The sequence below is a fragment of the Solidesulfovibrio sp. C21 genome (genome assembly GCF_047785625.1).
In the GTDB taxonomy this organism is placed as follows: domain Bacteria; phylum Desulfobacterota; class Desulfovibrionia; order Desulfovibrionales; family Desulfovibrionaceae; genus Solidesulfovibrio.
This window is the reverse complement of record NZ_JBLODY010000078.1, coordinates 1-18019: the sequence shown is the minus strand read 5'-3', so window position 1 is coordinate 18019 and position 18019 is coordinate 1. Positions and strand designations below refer to the sequence as shown.

The window sequence follows — 18019 nt, the reverse complement described above, 5'->3', positions numbered from 1 at the left end:
AAGCCCCCTCCCCCGCACGTTTCCGAGTTCCCGCTCTCCTCTGAAGGCGTTGTTGTGAAAAAATACTGACGTATTTTTTAGGCGGGTACTACGGCCCGTCCTGGGAGCGTTCGGCCGGGCGCATGTCGGGGCTGGTGTAGAAAAATTCGATGCGGCGGTTGCGGGCCTTGTTGGCCGGCGAGGTGGGCGGCACCAGCGGTTGGCTGTCGGCCAGTCCCACGGCCCGAAGGCGTGTCGTGGGGATGCCGGTCGTTTCGGCCAGGTAGCGTGTGGCGGCGGCGGCCCGGGCGGCGGAAAGCTCCCATTTGGACGGGTAGGGGCCGCCTTTTTCGTCGTCGTCGGCGAAACCGCGCACGGTCAGGTTGATCTTGTAGCTGCGCAGGATGTTGGCCACCCCGTCGAGGACCTTTCGGGCTGTTGGGGTCAGCTCGGCCGAGCCGGGCTTGAACATGACGGAGTTGTTGACCTGCATCATCACGCCCGAGGAGTCGTTGGACACGCCGGAATTTTTTCGGACGTTGAGGTCCGAGGTGATGAGTTCCTTGATGAGCAGGGCGACTTCGTACTTGAGCTTGTTTTCCTGGGACAGTTTGAATTCAGGGGAGCCCTTGATGGCGTCGGGGCTGATGAAGGTCGGCACCTTTTCCAGGTTCTGGACTTTTTCCTTGGAGGGCACGTTCTTGTCCTGGAAAACCAGGGACAGTTCCTGCTTGGTCTTGGGCTTGAGCGACACCACCAGCCACAGGAGCAGGAAAAAGGCCATCAGCGCCGTGACGAAGTCGGCGTAGGCCACCTTCCAGGACCCGCCGTGGTGTCCGCCGTGCTCGTCCTCGGACTCGCGGTAGATGACGACGGTTTTGCCCTGATCGCTATTTTTTGCCACGAAGCGCTCCCTCCATGTCCTCCATGGTCGGGCGCACGTCGTCGGGAATGGCCCGGCGGCCCATCTCCACGGAAAGCATCGGGGAAAAGCCGGAGTTGAACGCCGCCAGCACGTCCTTGGCCACGAGCAGCATGTGCTGCTGGGCCTTGGCCTGGTATTCCAGGTTGGAGGCCATGGGGCCGACAAAGCCGTAGCACATGAGGATGCCGAGGAAGGTGCCGACCAGGGCCGCGCCGATGCTGTGGCCGAGGACCTCGGGCGGCTCGTTGATCTTGCCCATGGTCAAAACGATGCCGAGCACCGCGGCCACGATGCCGAGTCCCGGCAGCGAGTCGGCCACCCTGGTGACGGCCGAGGGCGCGATCATGGCGTGGTGGTGCAGGGTGGCGATGTCGGTGCGCATGAGATCGTCGTAGCGATGGGCGTCGATGCCTTCCGAGAGCAGGGCCTTGATGTTGTCGCAGATGAAGTAGGCCAGCTGCTTGTTTTTGGCGATGTTGGGGTAGCGGTTGATGGTGGAGGACTGCTCGGGATTGGAGACGTGGGGCTCGAGCGCCACGATGCCGTCGCGGCGGGCGATGTTCATGAGTTCGAAAAGCAGGGTGAGCAGGTCCTGGTAGTCGGCGGCCGAGGCTTCCTTGCCCGAGAACACGTGCAGGATGTGCTTGAAGGTGCCGACGACCACGGACTTGGGCGCGGAGATGAGAAAGGAGCCGAGCGCCGCGCCGCCGATGATGAGCAGTTCGATGGGCTGTATGAGCACGCCCATATGGCCGCCTTCCAGAAGGAAGCCGCCGATGACGCAGCCAAGGACGACGACGATGCCGATGATAACGAACATGACCCACCATGTGGACGCGCGTACGGGCCGCCCCGGACTGCCCGGGGAGGGATGGTCGTTTCCCTCCCCGGCGTGTGAACGCGCTTTTGCCGCCTGGGCCTAGGTGTAGAAAAAACCAGGTCGGGGGGCAAGCGCGCCGGCGGCGGACGCTATTTGGCGCCGCAGCATTTCTTGTATTTCTTGCCGCTGCCGCAGGGACAGGGATCGTTGCGGCCGACCTTGGGCTCGTTGCGGCGTTTGGGGGCCTTTTTGGGGGCCTCGCCCGTTTCCGCGCCCGAGTACTGGAGGTTGGCCGTATCGTCCTTGTGCTGGAATTCCTGCTCGCGCATCTCGTTTCTGATCTGCACCCGGCTAAGGGCCCGGATGGCGGCGTCGCGGATGCTGTAGACAAGCTCCTGAAACAGCTCGAAGCCCTCGCGCTTGTACTCCTGCTTGGGGTCCTTCTGGCCGTAGCCGCGAAGGCCGATGCCGTCGCGCAGGTGGTCCATGGAGAGCAAATGCTCCTTCCAGTTCCGGTCCAGGCTGTCGAGCAGGAAGTAGCGGGCGATCTCCCGGTACTGCTCCCCGGCCACGTCGGACAGTTCCTTTTGCCGGGAAAGGGCCGCGTCGAGCACGGCCTTTTTTTCGGCCTCGTCGCCGGTTGTGATCTCCACCTTGAGGTCCAGCAGGTCCTCGATGAGCGAGGCGGCCGTTTCCAGCCCCTCGGGCTCGGGATTCCCCTTGGCCGCCATCAGGGGCGCGAAGACCTCGTCCACGATCTCCTCGATGGCGCCCGTGACGAAGGTCTCGGGCTCAGAGGTCCCCATGAGTTCGCGGCGCCGGGAGTAGATGACCTCGCGCTGCTGGTTCATGACGTTGTCGTATTCGAGCAGCTGCTTGCGGATTTCGAAGTTGTGGGCTTCCACCCGTTTTTGGGCGTTCTCGATGGCCCGGGAGACCATGCGGTTCTCGATGGGCTCGCCGTCCTCCATGCCGAGTTTGTCCATGATGCCCTTCAGGCGATCGGAGCCGAAAAGGCGCATGAGGTCGTCGTCGAGGGCCAGGTAGAAGCGCGAGGAGCCCGGGTCGCCCTGACGGCCGGAACGGCCGCGCAACTGGTTGTCGATGCGCCGGGACTCGTGGCGTTCTGTACCGAGGATGTGCAGGCCGCCGAGGTCGGTGACGCCCTCGCCGAGCACGATGTCCGTGCCGCGGCCGGCCATGTTGGTGGCGATGGTCACGCGGCTGGCGTGGCCGGCCTGGGCCACGATCTCGGCTTCCTTCTCGTGATTTTTCGCGTTCAAGACGTCGTGGGGCACGCCGGATTTCTTGAGCAGGCCCGAGAGCAGTTCCGATTTCTCGATGGACACCGTGCCGACCAGGACCGGCTGGCCGCGCCCGTGCAGCTCCTTGACGTCCTTGGCGATGGCCGCGAACTTCTCGTGCTGGGTCTTGTAGACGAGGTCCGGGAAGTCCTTGCGGATCATGGGCTGGTTGGTGGGGATGGAGATGACTTCCAGGTCGTAGATCTCGCGGAATTCCACGGCTTCGGTGTCGGCCGTGCCGGTCATGCCGCCAAGCTTCTTGTACATGCGGAAGTAGTTCTGGAAGGTGATGGTGGCCAGCGTCTGGTTTTCGGCCTCCACGTCCACATGTTCCTTGGCCTCCAGCGCCTGGTGCAGGCCGTCGGAGTAGCGCCGGCCGGGCATGAGGCGGCCGGTGAACTCGTCGACGATGAGCACCTCGCCGTCCTTGACCACGTAGTCCACGTCGCGCTGGAAGATGTGATGGGCCTTCAAGGCCTGGAGCACGTGGTGCTGGAGGGTGATGTTGGCGGCGTCGTAGAGGTTGTCGATCTTGAGCACCTCTTCCATGCGGGCCACGCCGTCGTCGGTCAAAAGGACGGTGCGGGCCTTCTCGTCGATGGTGAAGTCCGTCTCCTTGCGCAGCATGGGAATGAAGGCGTCGACGCGGGCATAAAGCGTGGAGGAGTCCTCGGCCTGGCCGGAGATGATAAGCGGGGTTCTGGCTTCGTCGATGAGGATGGAGTCCACTTCGTCGACGATGGCGAAGTTGAGTTCGCGCTGCACGAGCTGTTCCTTGTAGAACTTCATGTTGTCGCGCAGGTAGTCGAAGCCGAACTCGTTGTTGGTGCCGTAGGTGATGTCCGCGCCGTAGGCGGCCTGGCGCTCGGGGTCCTCGAGGCCGTGGATGATGGTGCCGACGGAGAGGCCCAGGAAGTTGTAGAGCTTGCCCATCCAGGCGGCGTCGCGCTTGGCCAGGTAGTCGTTGACGGTGATCAGGTGCACGCCCTTGCCGGACAGGGCGTTTAAGACGATGGGCAACGTGGCGACGAGGGTTTTACCTTCACCGGTCTTCATCTCGGCGATCTTGCCCTGGTGGAGCGTGATGCCGCCGATGAGCTGCACGTCGAAGTGGCGCATGCCGAGCGAGCGCATCGAGCCTTCGCGCACCAGGGCGAAGGTCTCGGGCAGGATGTCGTCCAGGCTGCGGCCGTTTGCCACTTCCTGGCGCAGTTCGGCCACGCGGCTGCGCATCTCCTCGTCGGAGAGCGCTTTGACCTGCGGCTCGAAGGCGTTTATGGCCGCGACCAGCGGGCGCAGCCCCTTGAGATAGCGTTCGTTTCTGGACCCGACGATTTTTCGGGCGATGGTCTTGAGCATCGAATCGACTCCTTTATGGGGCGGGGCGCGACGGATTTCCGTCCAGGTCCGGCCCGTCATCCAACGGGTGTTGGTTGGCGTTTAAGCGAGGGCTCCGGCCATGGGGCGGCGGCGTGACACTGCGCGGGAAGCCGGCCGTCTCCCACCGGGGCGGGAGGGCCGGCCGGCGCGGCGCGTCAGCCGATGCACTCCAGCCAGTGCCCGACGGTAATTTCCTTGGGGGCGACGCTGCGCAGCTGGGTGACGCAGCCGGCGCAGCCGGTGACGATCTGGTCGCCCGGGGCCGGAGCGTAGACGGCCAGGGCATGGGCCGCCACGGCGTCGGACAGTTCCGGCGAGGTCAGCTTGGTAAGTCCCCCGAAGCCGCAGCACGGGGTTTCGGATTCCTTAAAGACAATGCGGTCCCCCATGGCCCGGCGCAAAAAAGTGAGGTCCTGGTTGCCGCCGGCGCCGTGGCAGGGGCGGTGGTAGCGCACGTGCTCCGGTGCCGCCTCGCCGAGGCGAAAGGACGTGTCGCCCATGAGTTCGGCCAGGGAAACCAGATTCTCGCGCCACAGCCCGATTTCGTCCATGGCCAGTCCCAGGTCCTTGCGGGCGTAGGCCCGCAGCCCGCACCGGCAGGTGGCGCAGAAAACCACCATCAGCGGCCGGCCGGCTTTCCGCCAGGCCTCGATATTCTGCTGCTGCATGGCGGCCTGGGCCTCGGGCGCGCCGGCATGGCCGAGGGTACAGCCGCAGCAGGTAAACCCGGGATCGGGCAGCACGTCGAGGCCGAGGCCGGTCAGCAGCCTTTTGGCGGTTTCCTTCCAGCGCGGGTTGGCGTGCTCGGCCACGCAGCCGGCGAAGATCACGCATTTTTTACCGGCGTGGACGGTCTCGAAGGTCTCAGGGAAAAGCCAGGGCTCGGGGGCCTTGCCCGCGCCCATGGCCTCGATGGCGGCCTTGGCCCGGCTGATGGCGGAGGCTGGCACCTTGCCGGGCACGAGCTTGGTCAGGGTCCGGGCCAGCGGCCACATGAGCCCGGCCTGTTCGATCCATAGCTTCCAGAGGAAACCGGCGAAACCCGGGTGCGAGGCGCGCAGCTCGGCCACCAGATCCGGGCCGCAAAGCCCCAGCGGGCAGGCGTTTTCGCACTTGCCGCAGGACAGGCAGACCGTGGCCAGGATGTCGGCGGCCTTTTTGGACAGTTCGGCCTGTCCCTCGGCCACGGCCCGGGCCAGGAAAAATTTGGAACGCGGCGAGAGCTCCTCGCGGCCGGTGGCGATGAAAAGGGGACAGACGGGCAGGCAGCGGCCGCACAGGATGCATTCCGGGCGGCGGCCCTGGCCGTGCAGGCAATGGACGGGGGTAAGCTCTTCGGCCACGATCAGTACGCCTTCTGGGGATTCATGATGCCGGCCGGGTCGAAGACGGCCTTGACGCGGCGCATTATTTCGCGCTGGCCGGCATCGAGCTGCCGGTCGAGAAAGGGCAGCTTGGACAGACCCACGCCGTGTTCGCCGGAGAGCGTGCCCCGCAGTTCAAGGCAGCGCATGAGGATGCGCTCGCGGGCGTTCTGGGCCCGGGCGTGCTCGTCGGCATTGGCGGCATCGTGCATGATGTTGACGTGGAGGTTGCCGTCGCCCACATGGCCGAAGAGCAGGATGCGCACGCGCTCTTCCTCGCCGATGGTTTTGATCCCGGCGGCGGCCTCGCGCAGCTTGCCGCGCGGCACGGTCACGTCGTCGCTGATCTTGTCCGGCGCGGCCTTAAACGAGGCCGGGTTGAGCAGCCGGCGCAACTCCCACAGATTTTCCTCGGCCTCGGGGCTGACGGCCCGCTCGGTCCAGACCGGACCGGCCGCGGCCGTCGCCCGCGTAAGCAGGGCCACGTCGGCGGCTACGGCCTCGGGCGAGCCGTCCACGCGCACGAAAAGCGCGGCCCCGGCGTCGGCCGGCCAGGGTACGGCGCTGATGGCGGCCACGGCCTTCATGGCCTCGTACCCGAGCATTTCCAAGGCCACGGGCAGGATGCCGGCCCGAAAGACGTCGCCGGCGGCGGTCAGCGCCGTGTCGATGCTCGCGTAGGCCACGGCCAGGGTGGCCGTGGCCTGGGGCAGGGGCAAAAGTTTGAGCGTCAGCCCGGTGAAAAGTCCGAGCGTCCCTTCCGAGCCCACGAAAAGGCGCGTCAGGTCGAGCCCGACCACGTTTTTGTGGGTGCGCCCGCCGGTCGTCAGCGCCTGCCCGCCGGGCAGCACCGCCTCGATGCCGAGAATGTGGTCGCGGGTCACGCCGTATTTGACGGCCCGCATCCCCCCGGCGCAGGTGGCGGCGTTGCCGCCCACGGTGGAAAATTTCACGCTGGCCGGGTCCGGGGCGTAAAAAAGCTTTTGCGGCGCGATCGCCGCCTGCAGGTCGCCCGTGACCACGCCCGGCTCGACCACGGCCACGAAGTCGTCCGGGTCGATTTCGAGAATGCGGTTGAGGCGCGCCGTGGACACCACGATACCCCCGGCCACCGGCACGCAGTCGCCCACGGTGTTGGTGGCCCGGCCCCGGGGCAGGATGGGGATGCGCTCGGCCTGGGCGAAGGCCAGCAGTTCCTTCACCTGTTCGAGGTTGTCCGGTCGCACGGCCGCGGCCGGGGGGGCGAAGCGGCGCGAGGCGTCGGTGCCGTACACGAGGGTCTCTTCCGGGGTGAACACGGCCGCGTCGCCGGGGCAGATCGAAGCCAGGGCGCGTTTTTGCGATTCGGTTAAGAGCGTGGAAGATTTCATTGTATTCAGATGGATCGGCGCAAGCCCGAAAGCTGTATGTCCCGCATGTCAGACGATCAATCCGCCTCGGCGGTCCAGGTCATGGCGTTGATGACGCCCTTGTCGTCGAAGGTGAACGTCAGTTCGTTGTAGCCGCTCATGTCGGAATAGCGCCAAACGTTGTCCTCCACCGCTTCGGGCTGGCCGAGCACGGCGGCAAGCTTTTCCCGGTGCGTGCCCAGGCAGATGCCCCGGGCGAAGCAGACCTGGCCGGAGGTGGCGCGGATCTGGTGGAAAAACTGCCGTGCCCCGCCGTCCATGCTGTAAAGGGATACGGTCAGGCCGTCGTAGGCCAGGGTGATGATTTCATAGGTGGCGTCGTCGTGGGGGCTGGTAAAGGGCACGGCCTGGCGTTCGCGGGGCGCTCCGAGGCGGCTTGTGACGGCGGCTTCGTTCGGGCCGAACAGGGAAGCCGTCTCGTCGAGAAAGGCGTCCACGCGTTCGTCGGCCTCGGTGGGGCCGGCGGTTGCCGTGGCGGCGCAGCAAAGGCACAGAAAGAGCGCCAACGGCAGGACAGGGCGGATGCATGCCATTACAAGACTCCTCGTTGCCTGATCGCCTCTGGCCGATCCAAGGTTCGCCGCGCGCGTCGCGCCCCTTATGCCGTCGGCAGGGGGCGTACGCTAGTGTCGCGTTTTCAAAATTCGTGCATACGAATTTTGAGAATAATATATTTAAATAATTATTTTTTCTCTAAAAAATATTGTCATATTTTTTAGAGAACGCCACACTAGTGCCGGGCCAGTTCCCTGGCCGCGTCACGGTCGAGGTCCCGGTTTTTCAGGTCGTCGCGGCGGTCGAAGACCTTCTTGCCCCGGGCCAGGGCGATTTCCGTCTTGGCCCGACCGTTTTTGAAATAGACCCGCACCGGCACCACGGTCAGCCCCTTTTGCTCCACCTTGACCCGAAGCGTGCGGATCTCGGCCGCGTGGAGCAGGAGCTTGCGCTTGCGTTCCGGTTCGTGGCCGGCATAGCCGGCGTTCTCGTACACCCCGATATGCACGCCGACGAGGTAGGCCTCGTCGTTCTCGAATTTGACGTATCCGTCCTTGAAGCTGACGCGGCCGGCCCGAAGCGATTTCACTTCGGAACCGGTAAGTACCATCCCGGCCTCGTACTTTTCGAGAAACTCATACAGGTGTCGGGCTTTTTTATTTTGGGCGACGAGTTTTTCGCCCGATTCCTTGGCTGTCATGTCGTCCTTTCAGATGGCGAGGCTTCGACTGATACGTGTTTTCCCGGCGTCCGGCCAGTGAAATAAGGCTGTCCGCCCCGGCCGGTCACGACGCCGCGCCATCCTCGCGGTCGAGCAGGGAGGAGTAGAACATCAGCTCGTCCGGGAACTGCCGGAAAATGGTTTCCTGGACCAGGGCGTTGGTCCGGGAGACCGACGGACTTTCCAGGACCAATTTAAGCAGTTTTTTGCAGTCGTCCATGGTGGCCTGGCGAATGATGCGCTTGATGCCGGGAATGGCCTGGGGCGTGAGGCTTATGCAGTCGATCTGCATGCCCATGAGAATGGGCACGCAAAAGGGATCGGAGGCCATCTCGCCGCACAGGCTCACCTCGATGCCGGCCTGGTGGGCCGCGTCGACCACGTGCTTGATGCTCCTGACCACGGCCGGGTGCAGGGGCTGGTACATGTGGGAGACGAAGCGGTTGGTGCGGTCGATGCCGAGCGAATACTGGATGAGGTCGTTGGTGCCGATGCTGAAGAAATCGACCTCCCGGGCCAGGATCTCGGCGATCATCACGGCCGAGGGCAGCTCCATCATGATGCCGACGGGCATGTCGGCCTCGAAGCGGCTGCCTTCCTGGCGCAGCTCGGCCTTGGCTTCGGCCAGGAGCGCCTTGGCCTGCCGGATTTCCCGCAGGCCCGAGATCATGGGGAACATGACCGAGATGTTGCCGGCCAGCGAGGCCCGCAAAATGGCCCGCAACTGGGTCTTGAAGATGTCGCGGTGGCGCATGCACAGGCGTATGGCCCGAAGGCCCAGGGCCGGGTTGCGCTCGTCGAGGGAGCCCAGGGTGGAGACGAACTTGTCCGCGCCGGCGTCCAGGGTGCGAAGCGTGACCCGCCTTGGCGACATGATCGTGGCAAGATCCAGGTATTCCTGGTAAAGTTCGTCCTCGGTCGGCAGCTTCGACCGGTTCATGTAGGAATATTCGGTGCGGTAGAGCCCGATGCCCTCGCCGCCGTTGTTGACCACGGTCGACACCTCGTCGAGCATCTCGATGTTGGCTTTGACCTTGATGCGGTAGCCGTCGATGGTCTCGCCGGGCAGGTGGCAACCGCGCATGATGCCGGCCTGGTAGGCCTCGAACTGGTATTTGAGGTCGGAAAGCCTGGCCAGTTCCTCCTCGCCCGGGGAGCGCAGCACCACGCCGCGCAGCCCGTCCACCACCACCAGATCGCCGTCGCGGACCTCGCGTTCGAGCTCCGTGACCCCGACCACGGCCGGGATGCCCAGCGTGCGGGCCAGGATGCCGGTATGGGAGGTCTTGCCGCCCTGCACCGTGACCAGGGCCATGATCTTGTCGGTCTGGAGACTCGCGGTATCGGCCGGGGAAATGTCGTGGGCCATGAGCACGACCCGGTTTTCGATGGCCCGGATGCCGCCGGTCTGCCCGGCGAGCCTGGCCAGCACCCGGCCGGCCACGGTGCGCACGTCCTGGATGCGGTCGCGGAAATAGGGATCGTCGAGGGCGGCAAAGGCCTTTTCCAGGTCGTCCACGGCCTTGTCCAGGGCCCATTCGGCGTTGATGGAGAGCTTTTTTATGTAGTTTTGGGCCGCTCCGGCCAGTTTCGGGTCTTTCAGGATCATCAGGTGCGAGTCGAGGATGAGCGTGTGCTCCTTGAGCTCGGCCGGAATACGGTCGCGGGCCTGCTCGATCTCGCTTCTGAACTGCTCGAAGGCCCGGTCCAGGCGGGTGATTTCGGCCGGCAGCATGGCTTCGGCCAGGGTCTGGCGGGGCAGGGGGCCAACGCCCGAGCGATTGAGGAAAAAGGCCCGTCCGATGGAGATTCCGGCCGAAACGGGAATGCCTTTAAGCGTCGTCATGACCGGTTTTGTCCTCGGGGCGCGGCCGGGTCCGGGGCAGGCCGGCGCGGTCGCGGACTGGGTTTGGGGCAGGCGCGGTCACGGTGCGCGGCCTACCGGAAACGGTTGCGGATAAGCGTGGCGAGGCTCACGAGGGCCGCCTCGGCCTCCGGGCCGCTGGCCCGCAGTTCCAACTCGGTTCCGTTGCCCGCGGCCAGGGTGAGGATATCGAGGATGCTCTTGGCGTCAACGGTTTCCCCCCCCATGGAGAGGCTTATAGCACAGGGGAACTTCTGCGCCTCCTGGGCCAGCTTGGCCGCCGGGCGGGCGTGGAGTCCCTGCTCGTTGAGCACGCGCACGGTCAGCGCGAAGCCCGTATCCGTGGGCGTTATGTCGTCAAGGGCCATCGCGCCCGTATCGTTGGTTTGGTTGGTCATTGTCCACCGCGTCGGCGGAGGTTGTCCCGGCCCTGGGCCGGGAGGTTTGGCCGGTCAGATCGGCCCGATGGAGCGCAAGAGGACCCAGCCCGCGGCCAGGACCAGCAGCGCGATCTCCCGGGAAACCGACGGCCGGGTGGCGGCCCAGGCCGCCAGAATGCCGATCAGTACGGCGTCGGACATGGATGCCGCCTGTCCCAGCGGATGGGCGAGCATCCAGAACACGGTCAAAAGCCCGGCGTTGACCAGCTTGATCTTGCGGCCGAGGTTGACCATATCCCAACGCTTGAGCCGGCGCAGCACGTGGAACCCTTCCCGGTAGCCGGCTCGAAATGTCGCCGCCTTGAATATCTGGGCCGCCAGGAAAAGTCCGCTCGCGAGAATGGCCAGGGCCACGTACCGGCCCCCGGCCACCAGACAGGCGGCGGACAGCCCCCACAGGCCCATGACGCTGGCGGAGAAAAACGTGTCGCCAATGGCGGACAGGGTGAATGCCGTCGTGGTCTTGACGTTGTCAAGCATTTCGGCCGGCAGAATCCCCTTGGCGATTTTGGTCTCCAGGGACAGAAACAGCCCGACCAAAAGCGGCGTCCAGAAAAAATGGGTGTTGTACAGGTCGAGGTAGCGGGCGAACACGGCGTCGCGTTTGCCCGGGTCGGGATACAAAACCGTCAGTCCCGGCTCCATAGCGTAGGCCAGCCCCACATGCTGCAACCCGCGCGTGTTGTAGGCGGCGCCGACCAGGTAGCAACGCAGGAAACAAGCCGAAAGCGTCCTGGCGCTCAACTCTTCGCGTAAGTGCCCCAAACACGCACCGCCTTTCCGCGTGCCGGCCGGTTTGCCCGGTCGAAACCTCGCAAGCGGGGCCGCGTCGTTCGCCGCGCCCCCTGCCTTTTTCCCATATGGATAAACGATAGGCGGGGTTCTGGTCAAACGGTGCGGTCAGGAAGGCGCGCCAGAAACCGGCCGAAGGGCGTGTTGTCGAGGCGGGCCCGCCAGGGCGGGGCGGCCAGACGGGCCAAATCGTCCGGGGTGTCGCAGTCCGGCAGCTCGGGGAGCAGGGCCAGGCTTTTCCCGGCCGCGGTGAGCCGGGCGCGCGTCAGGGACGCGACCTTGGCTGTGCTCCAGGGCATGTCCGCAAATATTTCCGGGCAATAGCCGGTGCGCGAAAGTCCCAGGGCATAGTAGCCGCCGTCGGTCGCCGGACCGAGCACGGCGTCGTTTCCGGCAAGCTCCCGGGCCGCCCGGGCAAGGAGCGGGCCGGTGACGAGGGGCAGGTCGCTGCCGAGCAGCACGGCGCCGTCCGCCTCGGCCAGGGTCTGGATAAAGGCGGCGGCCATGCGCGCGCCGAGGTCCCCGGCCGACTGGGCGCGGCAGGTCCGGGCCGGGCCGCAGAGTCGCCGCAGCGTTTCCAGCTCGCCGGCCGGCGTATAATAGAGGATGGTTGGCAGCCCCGAGGCGTCGGCGGCGCAAAGCACGGTTGCGAGCATGGCCCGGTAGGCGGCCAGGGCGGCCGCGTCGCCGATGCCGGCCGCCAGCCGCGTCTTGACCCGGCCGGGCAGGGGGGCCTTGCAGAAAACGAGCAGGCGCACGTCCACGGCGCGCTACCGTGTCCCCGGCCGGTCCGTGTCCGGCGTCGGGGGGTAGTGCCGGGCGAGTCTCACCGGGGACACGCCCAGGCTGTAGAGCGTCAGCAGGGCCAGGTTGCGGGCCGTGGTCCGAAAGGTCCCCTCGGCCTCCCAGCGCCTGGCCGAGGTGGTGGCGTGGCTCGGCAGAACGGCGATCTTGCCCCCGGCCCGCCTGACGGCGCGCACGAGCGCCACGTCCTCCATGATGGGGATGTCCGGAAACCCGCCCAGGGCGCAGAAGAGGTCGTGCCGCAGGAACTGGGCTTGGTCGCCGTAGGGCAGGTCGAACCACTTCGAGCGCAGGGTGGCCCCGGCGGCGACCAGTCGCAGCCAGGGATTTTTCGAGCGGATGGCCAGGGAGAAGGCGCCGAGGGCCGCGCCCGCGTCAAGGGCTCTGGCCGCGTCCTCGAAGGCCCGGGCCGGAAGCCTTGTGTCGGCGTGCAGGAAAAGCAGGCGATCGCCCGAGGCGACGACCACCCCGGCGTTGCACTGGCTGGCCCGGCCCCGGGGCGCGGTCAGGCCCAGCACGCCTTCGCGGTCGAGGGCGGTCAGCGTCGAACCGGCCGGATCGCCGTCGACCACCACGATCTCCACGGACAGGCCGTAGCCGACCATGCGCACGTGGTCCACCAGGGCGTTGATGCGCCGCGCCTCCCCGAGGACGGGCGTTATGACCGAAAAAAAAGGGCGCCCCAGGCAGGGCGGGGCCAGGCTGACCTGGCCGGGAGGGAGCCGCATGCGGTGCAATAGATTTTTTTGGCGGAAACCGCTAGGGTCCCGCCAATGTCGTATGCGATTGTAACTTCCCTCCGCGACGGACGCCGTTTCCGCTCCGGCGGAGTCTGGCGATAGCCCATGCTTGAAGCCGAATACGCGACCATGTTCGCGGCCGAGGAGACGCACTGGTGGTACCGGGGCCTGCACGATCAGGTGCGCCGGGCCGTTGCCCATTGCCGCGAGGACGCACCCGGGCCGCTTCGGGTGCTCGACGCCGGCTGCGGCACGGGCAAGGTGCTGGAAGCGCTCGCCGGGGACAAGGCGACCGGCCTGGATCTCTCGGCCACGGCGCTTTCCCTGGCCCGTCGCCGGGGGGATTTCTCCCTCACCCGGGCCTCGGCCGTACGTCTTCCTTTTCGGGACGCCAGCTTCGACGTGGTCCTCTCCCTGGATGTCCTGGCCAACGTGCCGCCGTCGGCCGTGATCCCGGCCCTGGCCGAGGCCCGCCGCGTGCTTGTCCCCGGGGGGCGGCTTGTCCTTAATATCGTCGCCCACCAGGCCCTTTACAGCGAACACGACCGGGCCGTCGGGGTGCAGCAGCGCTATACGACCCGGCAGATCCGGTCTTTTTTGGGTTCGGCCGGTTTTTTCGTCGAAAAGCTGACCTATTCCAACACGCTGCTTTTCCCCATCGCCGCCCTGGTGCGGCTTTGGCGCAAGCGTATCCGGCCGGGCCACGCTCCGCGCTCGGATCTTGCGCCGCTGCCCCCGCGCCTCAATGCCGCCCTGGCCCGGATGCGGTTTGTGGAAAACGCCCTCATGGTGGACTATGGCTTTGTCATGCCCTTCGGGCTGTCGGTCTTCGCCATGGCCAAAAAGCCTGTCGGACCGGCGCGGCCGCGGTCCGGCCGGAGTCGTACGCGAGCATGAATCCGGAAACGTCGCCAACGCTTACCATCGTCATCCCCGTCTACAACGCCGAGGCCACCATCGGCCGGCTGGTGCGCGCGCTTTTGGCTGATCCGCCTCTGCCGGGCACCGACATCGTGCTGGTCAACGACGGCAGCCGCGATAGGAGCCACGAGGCCTGTCTCGAGTGCTGTGAGGCCTTTCCCGGCCGGGTCACCTACCTGCGCCTGGCCCGCAATTTCGGCGAACACAACGCCGTCATGGCCGGACTGCGCCAGTCCGGCGGGGACTGGGTCGTGGTCATGGACGACGATTTTCAAAATCCCCCGGAGGAGATCGCCCGGCTCGTGGCGGCGGCCCGCGATGGCGGGTTCGACGTGGTCTACACCGCCTTCCGGGAAAAGCGCCACGGCCGGCTGCGCAATCTGGGCAGCGCCTTCAACGACAAGGTGGCCACCCTGCTCCTCGACAAGCCGCCGCGCCTGTACCTGTCGAGCTTCAAGTGCCTCAGCCGCTTTCTGGTGGACCGCATCGTGGACTATACCGGTCCCGCGCCCTATGTCGACGGGCTCATTTTGCGCGCCACGAACAATATCGGTCAGGTGGAGGTGGAGCACCGCGACCGGGAGGCCGGCCAGTCGGGCTACACCCTGTGGAAGCTGATCCGACTGTGGCTGACCATGTTCGTCAATTTTTCCGTGGCCCCGCTGCGTCTTTCGGCTTTTCTCGGCTTGGCCATGGGGGCTTTCGGCCTGCTTATGGCCGTCTGGAGCCTGGCCGAGAAAGCTCTCGGCGTGTACGTGCCCTCGGGCTGGACCATGCTCTACATCACGGTGATCATTTTCTCCGGGGTGCAGCTCGTGATGCTCGGGCTGCTCGGGGAATACGTCGGCCGCTCCCTCATGGAGATCAATCGTACGCCCCAGGCCGTGGTGCGCGAGATCCACGGCGGCGACGGCCGGCCGTCAAAGGAAGTTCGCCCGTGAAAAGTCCCCTTGACGGCGTGCGCCTGCTCGACGTGCCGACCGTGCGCGACGACCGGGGCGCCTTGTCCGCGCTCGAAGGCGGCCGCCACATCCCCTTTGCCGTGGCCCGGGTCTTTTACATGCACGCCATGACCGCCGATCGCGGCGGCCACGCCCACCCGCGCACCGAACAGTGCGTGCTGGCCGTGGCCGGGTCGTTCGCCGTAACAGTGACCGACGGCCGCGACACGGCGGCGTATCGCCTGGACGACCCCGCCCGGGGACTGTATCTGCCGCCCATGGTCTTTCTCGACATCCGCGACATCAGCCCGGACGCCGTGTGCCTGGTGCTGGCCAGCACACACTACGAGCCCAAAAGCGTCATCCGCTCCCTTGACGTCTACCGCGAGGCCCTGGCCGGGGCATGAGCACCACCGCCACGCGCCTAGCCTTTTCGCGGTCCTGCCGCGCCACCTCCGGCGTCTTTTCGGACATGGAGGCGGTCATGGCCTGGTTTGCGGCCAAGGACCGCCGCGACCGTTTCGAGGTGCGCCGCGCGTCCCTTGCCGCCCTCGACCAGTGGGGCTTTTTGCCCGATCCCCTGCGCCTGGGGCACAGCTCCGGCAAGTTCTTCACCATTGAGGGCATTCGCGTCGAAACGGACTTCGGCCCGGTCCCGTCCTGGGACCAGCCCATCATCAACCAGCCCGAGGTCGGCATCCTGGGCCTTTTGGCCCGGGAAATCGACGGCGTGCTCCATTTCCTCATGCAGGCCAAGATGGAGCCGGGCAACGTCAACGTGCTCCAGCTTTCCCCCACGGTTCAGGCCACGCGCAGCAACTATTCCCGGGTCCACGGCGGCCATGCCCCGCGCTATCTGGAATACTTCACCGAACCGGGCCTGGCCGAGGTGCTTCTCGACCAGCTCCAGCCCGAGCAGGGGGCCAGATTCCTGCGCAAACGCAACCGCAACATGGTCGTGCTCGTTTCCCACGACGTGCCGGTGCACGAGGATTTCGCCTGGATGACGCTCGGCCAGTTAAAGGCCCTGCTTGCCCGCGACAACCTCGTCAACATGGACGCCCGCACCGTGGTGTCGCTCATTCCCCTGGCCGATCCCGACGAGCCGCCGGACACGTCCCGCCTCGAGGACCTGTCGCCCTTTCGTCGCGACGTGTACCTGTCCTTTTGCCGCTCCGAGCGTGAGCGCCACACCATGGACGCGGTCATGTCCTGGCTGACCAAGGGCAAGGCGGCCGCGTCCATGCGCGTTTCGCCCCTGCCCCTGGACGGGCTGCGCGGCTGGAGCGTGGCCGAGGACGCCATCCGCCACGAAACCGGGCTTTATTTTTCCGTCATCGGCGTGGACGTCACGGCCCATACCCGCGAGGCCACGTGCTGGTCCCAGCCGCTGCTTCACCACGAAGGCCTGGGACTGGTCGGCTTTTTGTGCCAGAACCAGTGGGGCGTACTGCATTTCCTGGTCCGGGGGAGCCTCGAGCCCGGCAATCGCGACGGCATGGAGATCGGCCCCACGGTCGCCTGCTCGGAGGTGGCGGCCCGGTCCGGCCGGGCCTGCGCGCCGCAGTTCCTGGAATATTTTCTTGATTCCGCTCTCGGCGCGGTGCGCTACGACGCTGTCCAGTCCGAGGAGGGCGGGCGCTTCCATCATTTCCAGAATCGCTATATGATTGTGGAAATTTCTCCGGGCACGGTCGTTGACGCGCCCGGACATTACCTGTGGCTGACCCTTGGCCAGTTGTGGCGCATGGCCCGCCACGGCCACGTCAATATCGAGGCCCGCAACCTGCTTGCCTGCATGGGGGCCGTGGAGCGCAGGTCATGAAGCTGCTTGTCTGCGGCGGTTCGGATATCTTCGCCCGCCGGGTGCTGCCCGGCCTGCCCGGGCTTGGCGTTACGGCCGTGGACGTGGCCTCGCGAAGCGGTCGCCGCATGGAAAGCCCGCCGGGCCTGCCCCTGCGCTTTTGGGACGATCCCGAAGCCGCCCTGGCCGCAAGCGACGCCGACGCCGTCTACGTGACCACGGAAAACAGCCGCCATGCGCCGCTCGCCCTGGCCGCTCTGGCCTCCGGCCGCCACGTTATCGTGGACAAACCCGCTTTCCTCGACCTTGCAAGCGCCGAACGTGCCTGCGAACTGGCCGCGAAAAAAAATCTCCTTCTGGCCGAAGCCACGGTCTGGACCGGGCATCCCCGCGTCGCCGGCCTGATTCAGGCCTTTGCCGACAGAAACACCGCCCCCGCGCGCATCGTCGCCACCTTCTCCTTCCCCCCGCTGCCGCCGGGAAATTTCCGCCATACCCCGGAACTCGGCGGCGGAGCGCTTTTCGACCTCGGCCCCTACGCCGTAAGCCCCGGTCGCGTCCTTTTCGGCGCCGAGCCCGAGGAAGTCGTCTGCCGCATCACCTCGCGCGGCCCGGCCGTGGAAACGGCCTTCACCTGTCTGCTCGTCTACCCCGGCGGGCGCACCCTTGCCGGCACCTTTGGCTTCGACACCGGCTACGTCAATCGTCTGGATGTTCTCGGCCCCGGACTCGCCGCCTCCATGGATCGCGCCTTCACCCCGCCGCCAAGTGCCACTCTGTCCCTTTCCTGCAACACCCCCCAAGGCGTACGATCCGTCGACTTCGAGCCCGCCGATGCCTTTGCCCGCTTTTTTATCCGGGCCTTTGCCGCCATGGAGCGTGGCGACGGCGAGGCCTTTATCGCCGCGTTGCTCGCCGACGCGCGCACGCTGGCGCGGTTGCGGGAGAGCGCCGGGTAAGGCGGATAGGTTGCTGTGGTGGTGCCTCCGGCGGCCAGGGGAGGCGCTGCCTCCCCTGGACCCCTTCGCCGGGGGGCGGGCGCGCCCCCCGGACCCCCCGTCCGGTGTGCTTTGGCCGGGCGGGGGAGGGGATGGTTGCCGGTAAGGCGGAGAGTGGAGAAGATGGAGGCGGAATTTGTCGGGACGCTGCATGTCGCTTCGCGACAAGCTCGTCCCAAGCAAATTCCGCCTCCACCACGCCGTCGCCCCTTCGGGGCGAAGGGATAAGGAATTTTTTTAAAAATCTGTTAAAACAATATATTGAGATAGTTGTCTACAACCCTTTAGAAGTTTTTGGGGAGGGTGGGGGGCCCGGGG

General features: G+C 66.1%; 17 protein-coding genes. 5 read left to right on the top strand and 12 right to left on the bottom strand.

Features of this window, described 5'->3' with window-relative positions; all coding sequences use genetic code 11:
- Positions 1 to 88: 88 nt before the first annotated feature.
- The 12 genes from ACMZ6R_RS17275 to ACMZ6R_RS17220 form a co-directional block, all read right to left on the bottom strand.
- Positions 89 to 883 carry an OmpA family protein gene (locus ACMZ6R_RS17275; protein ID WP_416113760.1) on the bottom strand — a complete coding sequence of 265 codons (795 nt, stop codon included), beginning with the start codon at positions 881 to 883 and terminating at the stop codon, positions 89 to 91.
- Entirely contained in the window at positions 870 to 1724 is an 855-nt protein-coding gene (gene motA / locus ACMZ6R_RS17270) for a flagellar motor stator protein MotA (RefSeq protein WP_416113758.1), read from the bottom strand. Before motA ends, ACMZ6R_RS17275 begins: the two co-directional genes overlap by 14 nt.
- Before the next feature lie 149 nt (positions 1725 to 1873).
- Positions 1874 to 4387, bottom strand: coding sequence for a preprotein translocase subunit SecA (gene secA, locus ACMZ6R_RS17265; protein WP_416113756.1), 2514 nt, complete (start codon positions 4385 to 4387; stop codon positions 1874 to 1876).
- A gap of 176 nt (positions 4388 to 4563) precedes the next feature.
- Positions 4564 to 5751 (bottom strand): (Fe-S)-binding protein, encoded by a 1188-nt coding sequence (locus ACMZ6R_RS17260; RefSeq protein WP_416113754.1) that lies wholly within the window; start codon positions 5749 to 5751, stop codon positions 4564 to 4566.
- Positions 5752 to 5753: 2 nt separating this feature from the next.
- On the bottom strand, positions 5754 to 7142 hold the full coding sequence (locus ACMZ6R_RS17255) for an FAD-binding oxidoreductase (RefSeq protein ID WP_416113752.1): 1389 nt from the start codon (positions 7140 to 7142) through the stop codon (positions 5754 to 5756).
- Between the two features lie 56 nt (positions 7143 to 7198).
- Positions 7199 to 7714, bottom strand: coding sequence for a hypothetical protein (locus ACMZ6R_RS17250; RefSeq protein ID WP_416113750.1), 516 nt, complete (start codon positions 7712 to 7714; stop codon positions 7199 to 7201).
- Positions 7715 to 7911: 197 nt separating this feature from the next.
- Positions 7912 to 8376, bottom strand: a complete 465-nt coding sequence (gene smpB, locus ACMZ6R_RS17245; RefSeq protein WP_416113748.1) for an SsrA-binding protein SmpB — start codon at positions 8374 to 8376, stop codon at positions 7912 to 7914.
- 85 nt (positions 8377 to 8461) lie between these two features.
- Entirely contained in the window at positions 8462 to 10243 is a 1782-nt protein-coding gene (gene ptsP, locus ACMZ6R_RS17240; protein ID WP_416113746.1) for a phosphoenolpyruvate--protein phosphotransferase, read from the bottom strand.
- Between the two features lie 92 nt (positions 10244 to 10335).
- Positions 10336 to 10659 carry an HPr family phosphocarrier protein gene (locus tag ACMZ6R_RS17235; RefSeq protein ID WP_416113744.1) on the bottom strand — a complete coding sequence of 108 codons (324 nt, stop codon included), beginning with the start codon at positions 10657 to 10659 and terminating at the stop codon, positions 10336 to 10338.
- 54 nt (positions 10660 to 10713) lie between these two features.
- Positions 10714 to 11466, bottom strand: coding sequence for a PTS system mannose/fructose/sorbose family transporter subunit IID (locus ACMZ6R_RS17230; RefSeq protein WP_416113742.1), 753 nt, complete (start codon positions 11464 to 11466; stop codon positions 10714 to 10716).
- A gap of 122 nt (positions 11467 to 11588) precedes the next feature.
- Positions 11589 to 12257, bottom strand: coding sequence for a TIGR04282 family arsenosugar biosynthesis glycosyltransferase (locus ACMZ6R_RS17225; RefSeq protein WP_416113740.1), 669 nt, complete (start codon positions 12255 to 12257; stop codon positions 11589 to 11591).
- A gap of 6 nt (positions 12258 to 12263) precedes the next feature.
- On the bottom strand, positions 12264 to 13025 hold the full coding sequence (locus ACMZ6R_RS17220) for a TIGR04283 family arsenosugar biosynthesis glycosyltransferase (protein WP_416113738.1): 762 nt from the start codon (positions 13023 to 13025) through the stop codon (positions 12264 to 12266).
- A gap of 117 nt (positions 13026 to 13142) precedes the next feature.
- Between ACMZ6R_RS17220 and ACMZ6R_RS17215 the strand changes: the two genes are divergently transcribed.
- From ACMZ6R_RS17215 to ACMZ6R_RS17195, 5 genes are read left to right on the top strand one after another with little or no spacing between them, the layout of a single operon-like run.
- A complete protein-coding gene (locus ACMZ6R_RS17215; RefSeq protein ID WP_416113736.1) occupies positions 13143 to 13934 on the top strand; it encodes a class I SAM-dependent methyltransferase in 792 nt (263 codons plus the stop codon).
- Complete coding sequence (locus tag ACMZ6R_RS17210; protein ID WP_416113734.1) at positions 13931 to 14899, top strand: glycosyltransferase family 2 protein; 969 nt, start codon at positions 13931 to 13933, stop codon at positions 14897 to 14899. The genes ACMZ6R_RS17215 and ACMZ6R_RS17210 overlap by 4 nt, the downstream gene beginning before the upstream one ends.
- A complete protein-coding gene (locus ACMZ6R_RS17205; protein ID WP_416113732.1) occupies positions 14896 to 15306 on the top strand; it encodes a sugar 3,4-ketoisomerase in 411 nt (136 codons plus the stop codon). Before ACMZ6R_RS17210 ends, ACMZ6R_RS17205 begins: the two co-directional genes overlap by 4 nt.
- Positions 15303 to 16724, top strand: a complete 1422-nt coding sequence (locus tag ACMZ6R_RS17200) for an NDP-hexose 2,3-dehydratase family protein (protein ID WP_416113730.1) — start codon at positions 15303 to 15305, stop codon at positions 16722 to 16724. The genes ACMZ6R_RS17205 and ACMZ6R_RS17200 overlap by 4 nt, the downstream gene beginning before the upstream one ends.
- The gene (locus tag ACMZ6R_RS17195) at positions 16721 to 17662 is read left to right on the top strand and encodes a Gfo/Idh/MocA family oxidoreductase (protein ID WP_416113728.1); all 942 of its coding nucleotides are present in this window, start codon (positions 16721 to 16723) and stop codon (positions 17660 to 17662) included. The genes ACMZ6R_RS17200 and ACMZ6R_RS17195 overlap by 4 nt, the downstream gene beginning before the upstream one ends.
- Positions 17663 to 18019 lie beyond the last annotated feature (357 nt).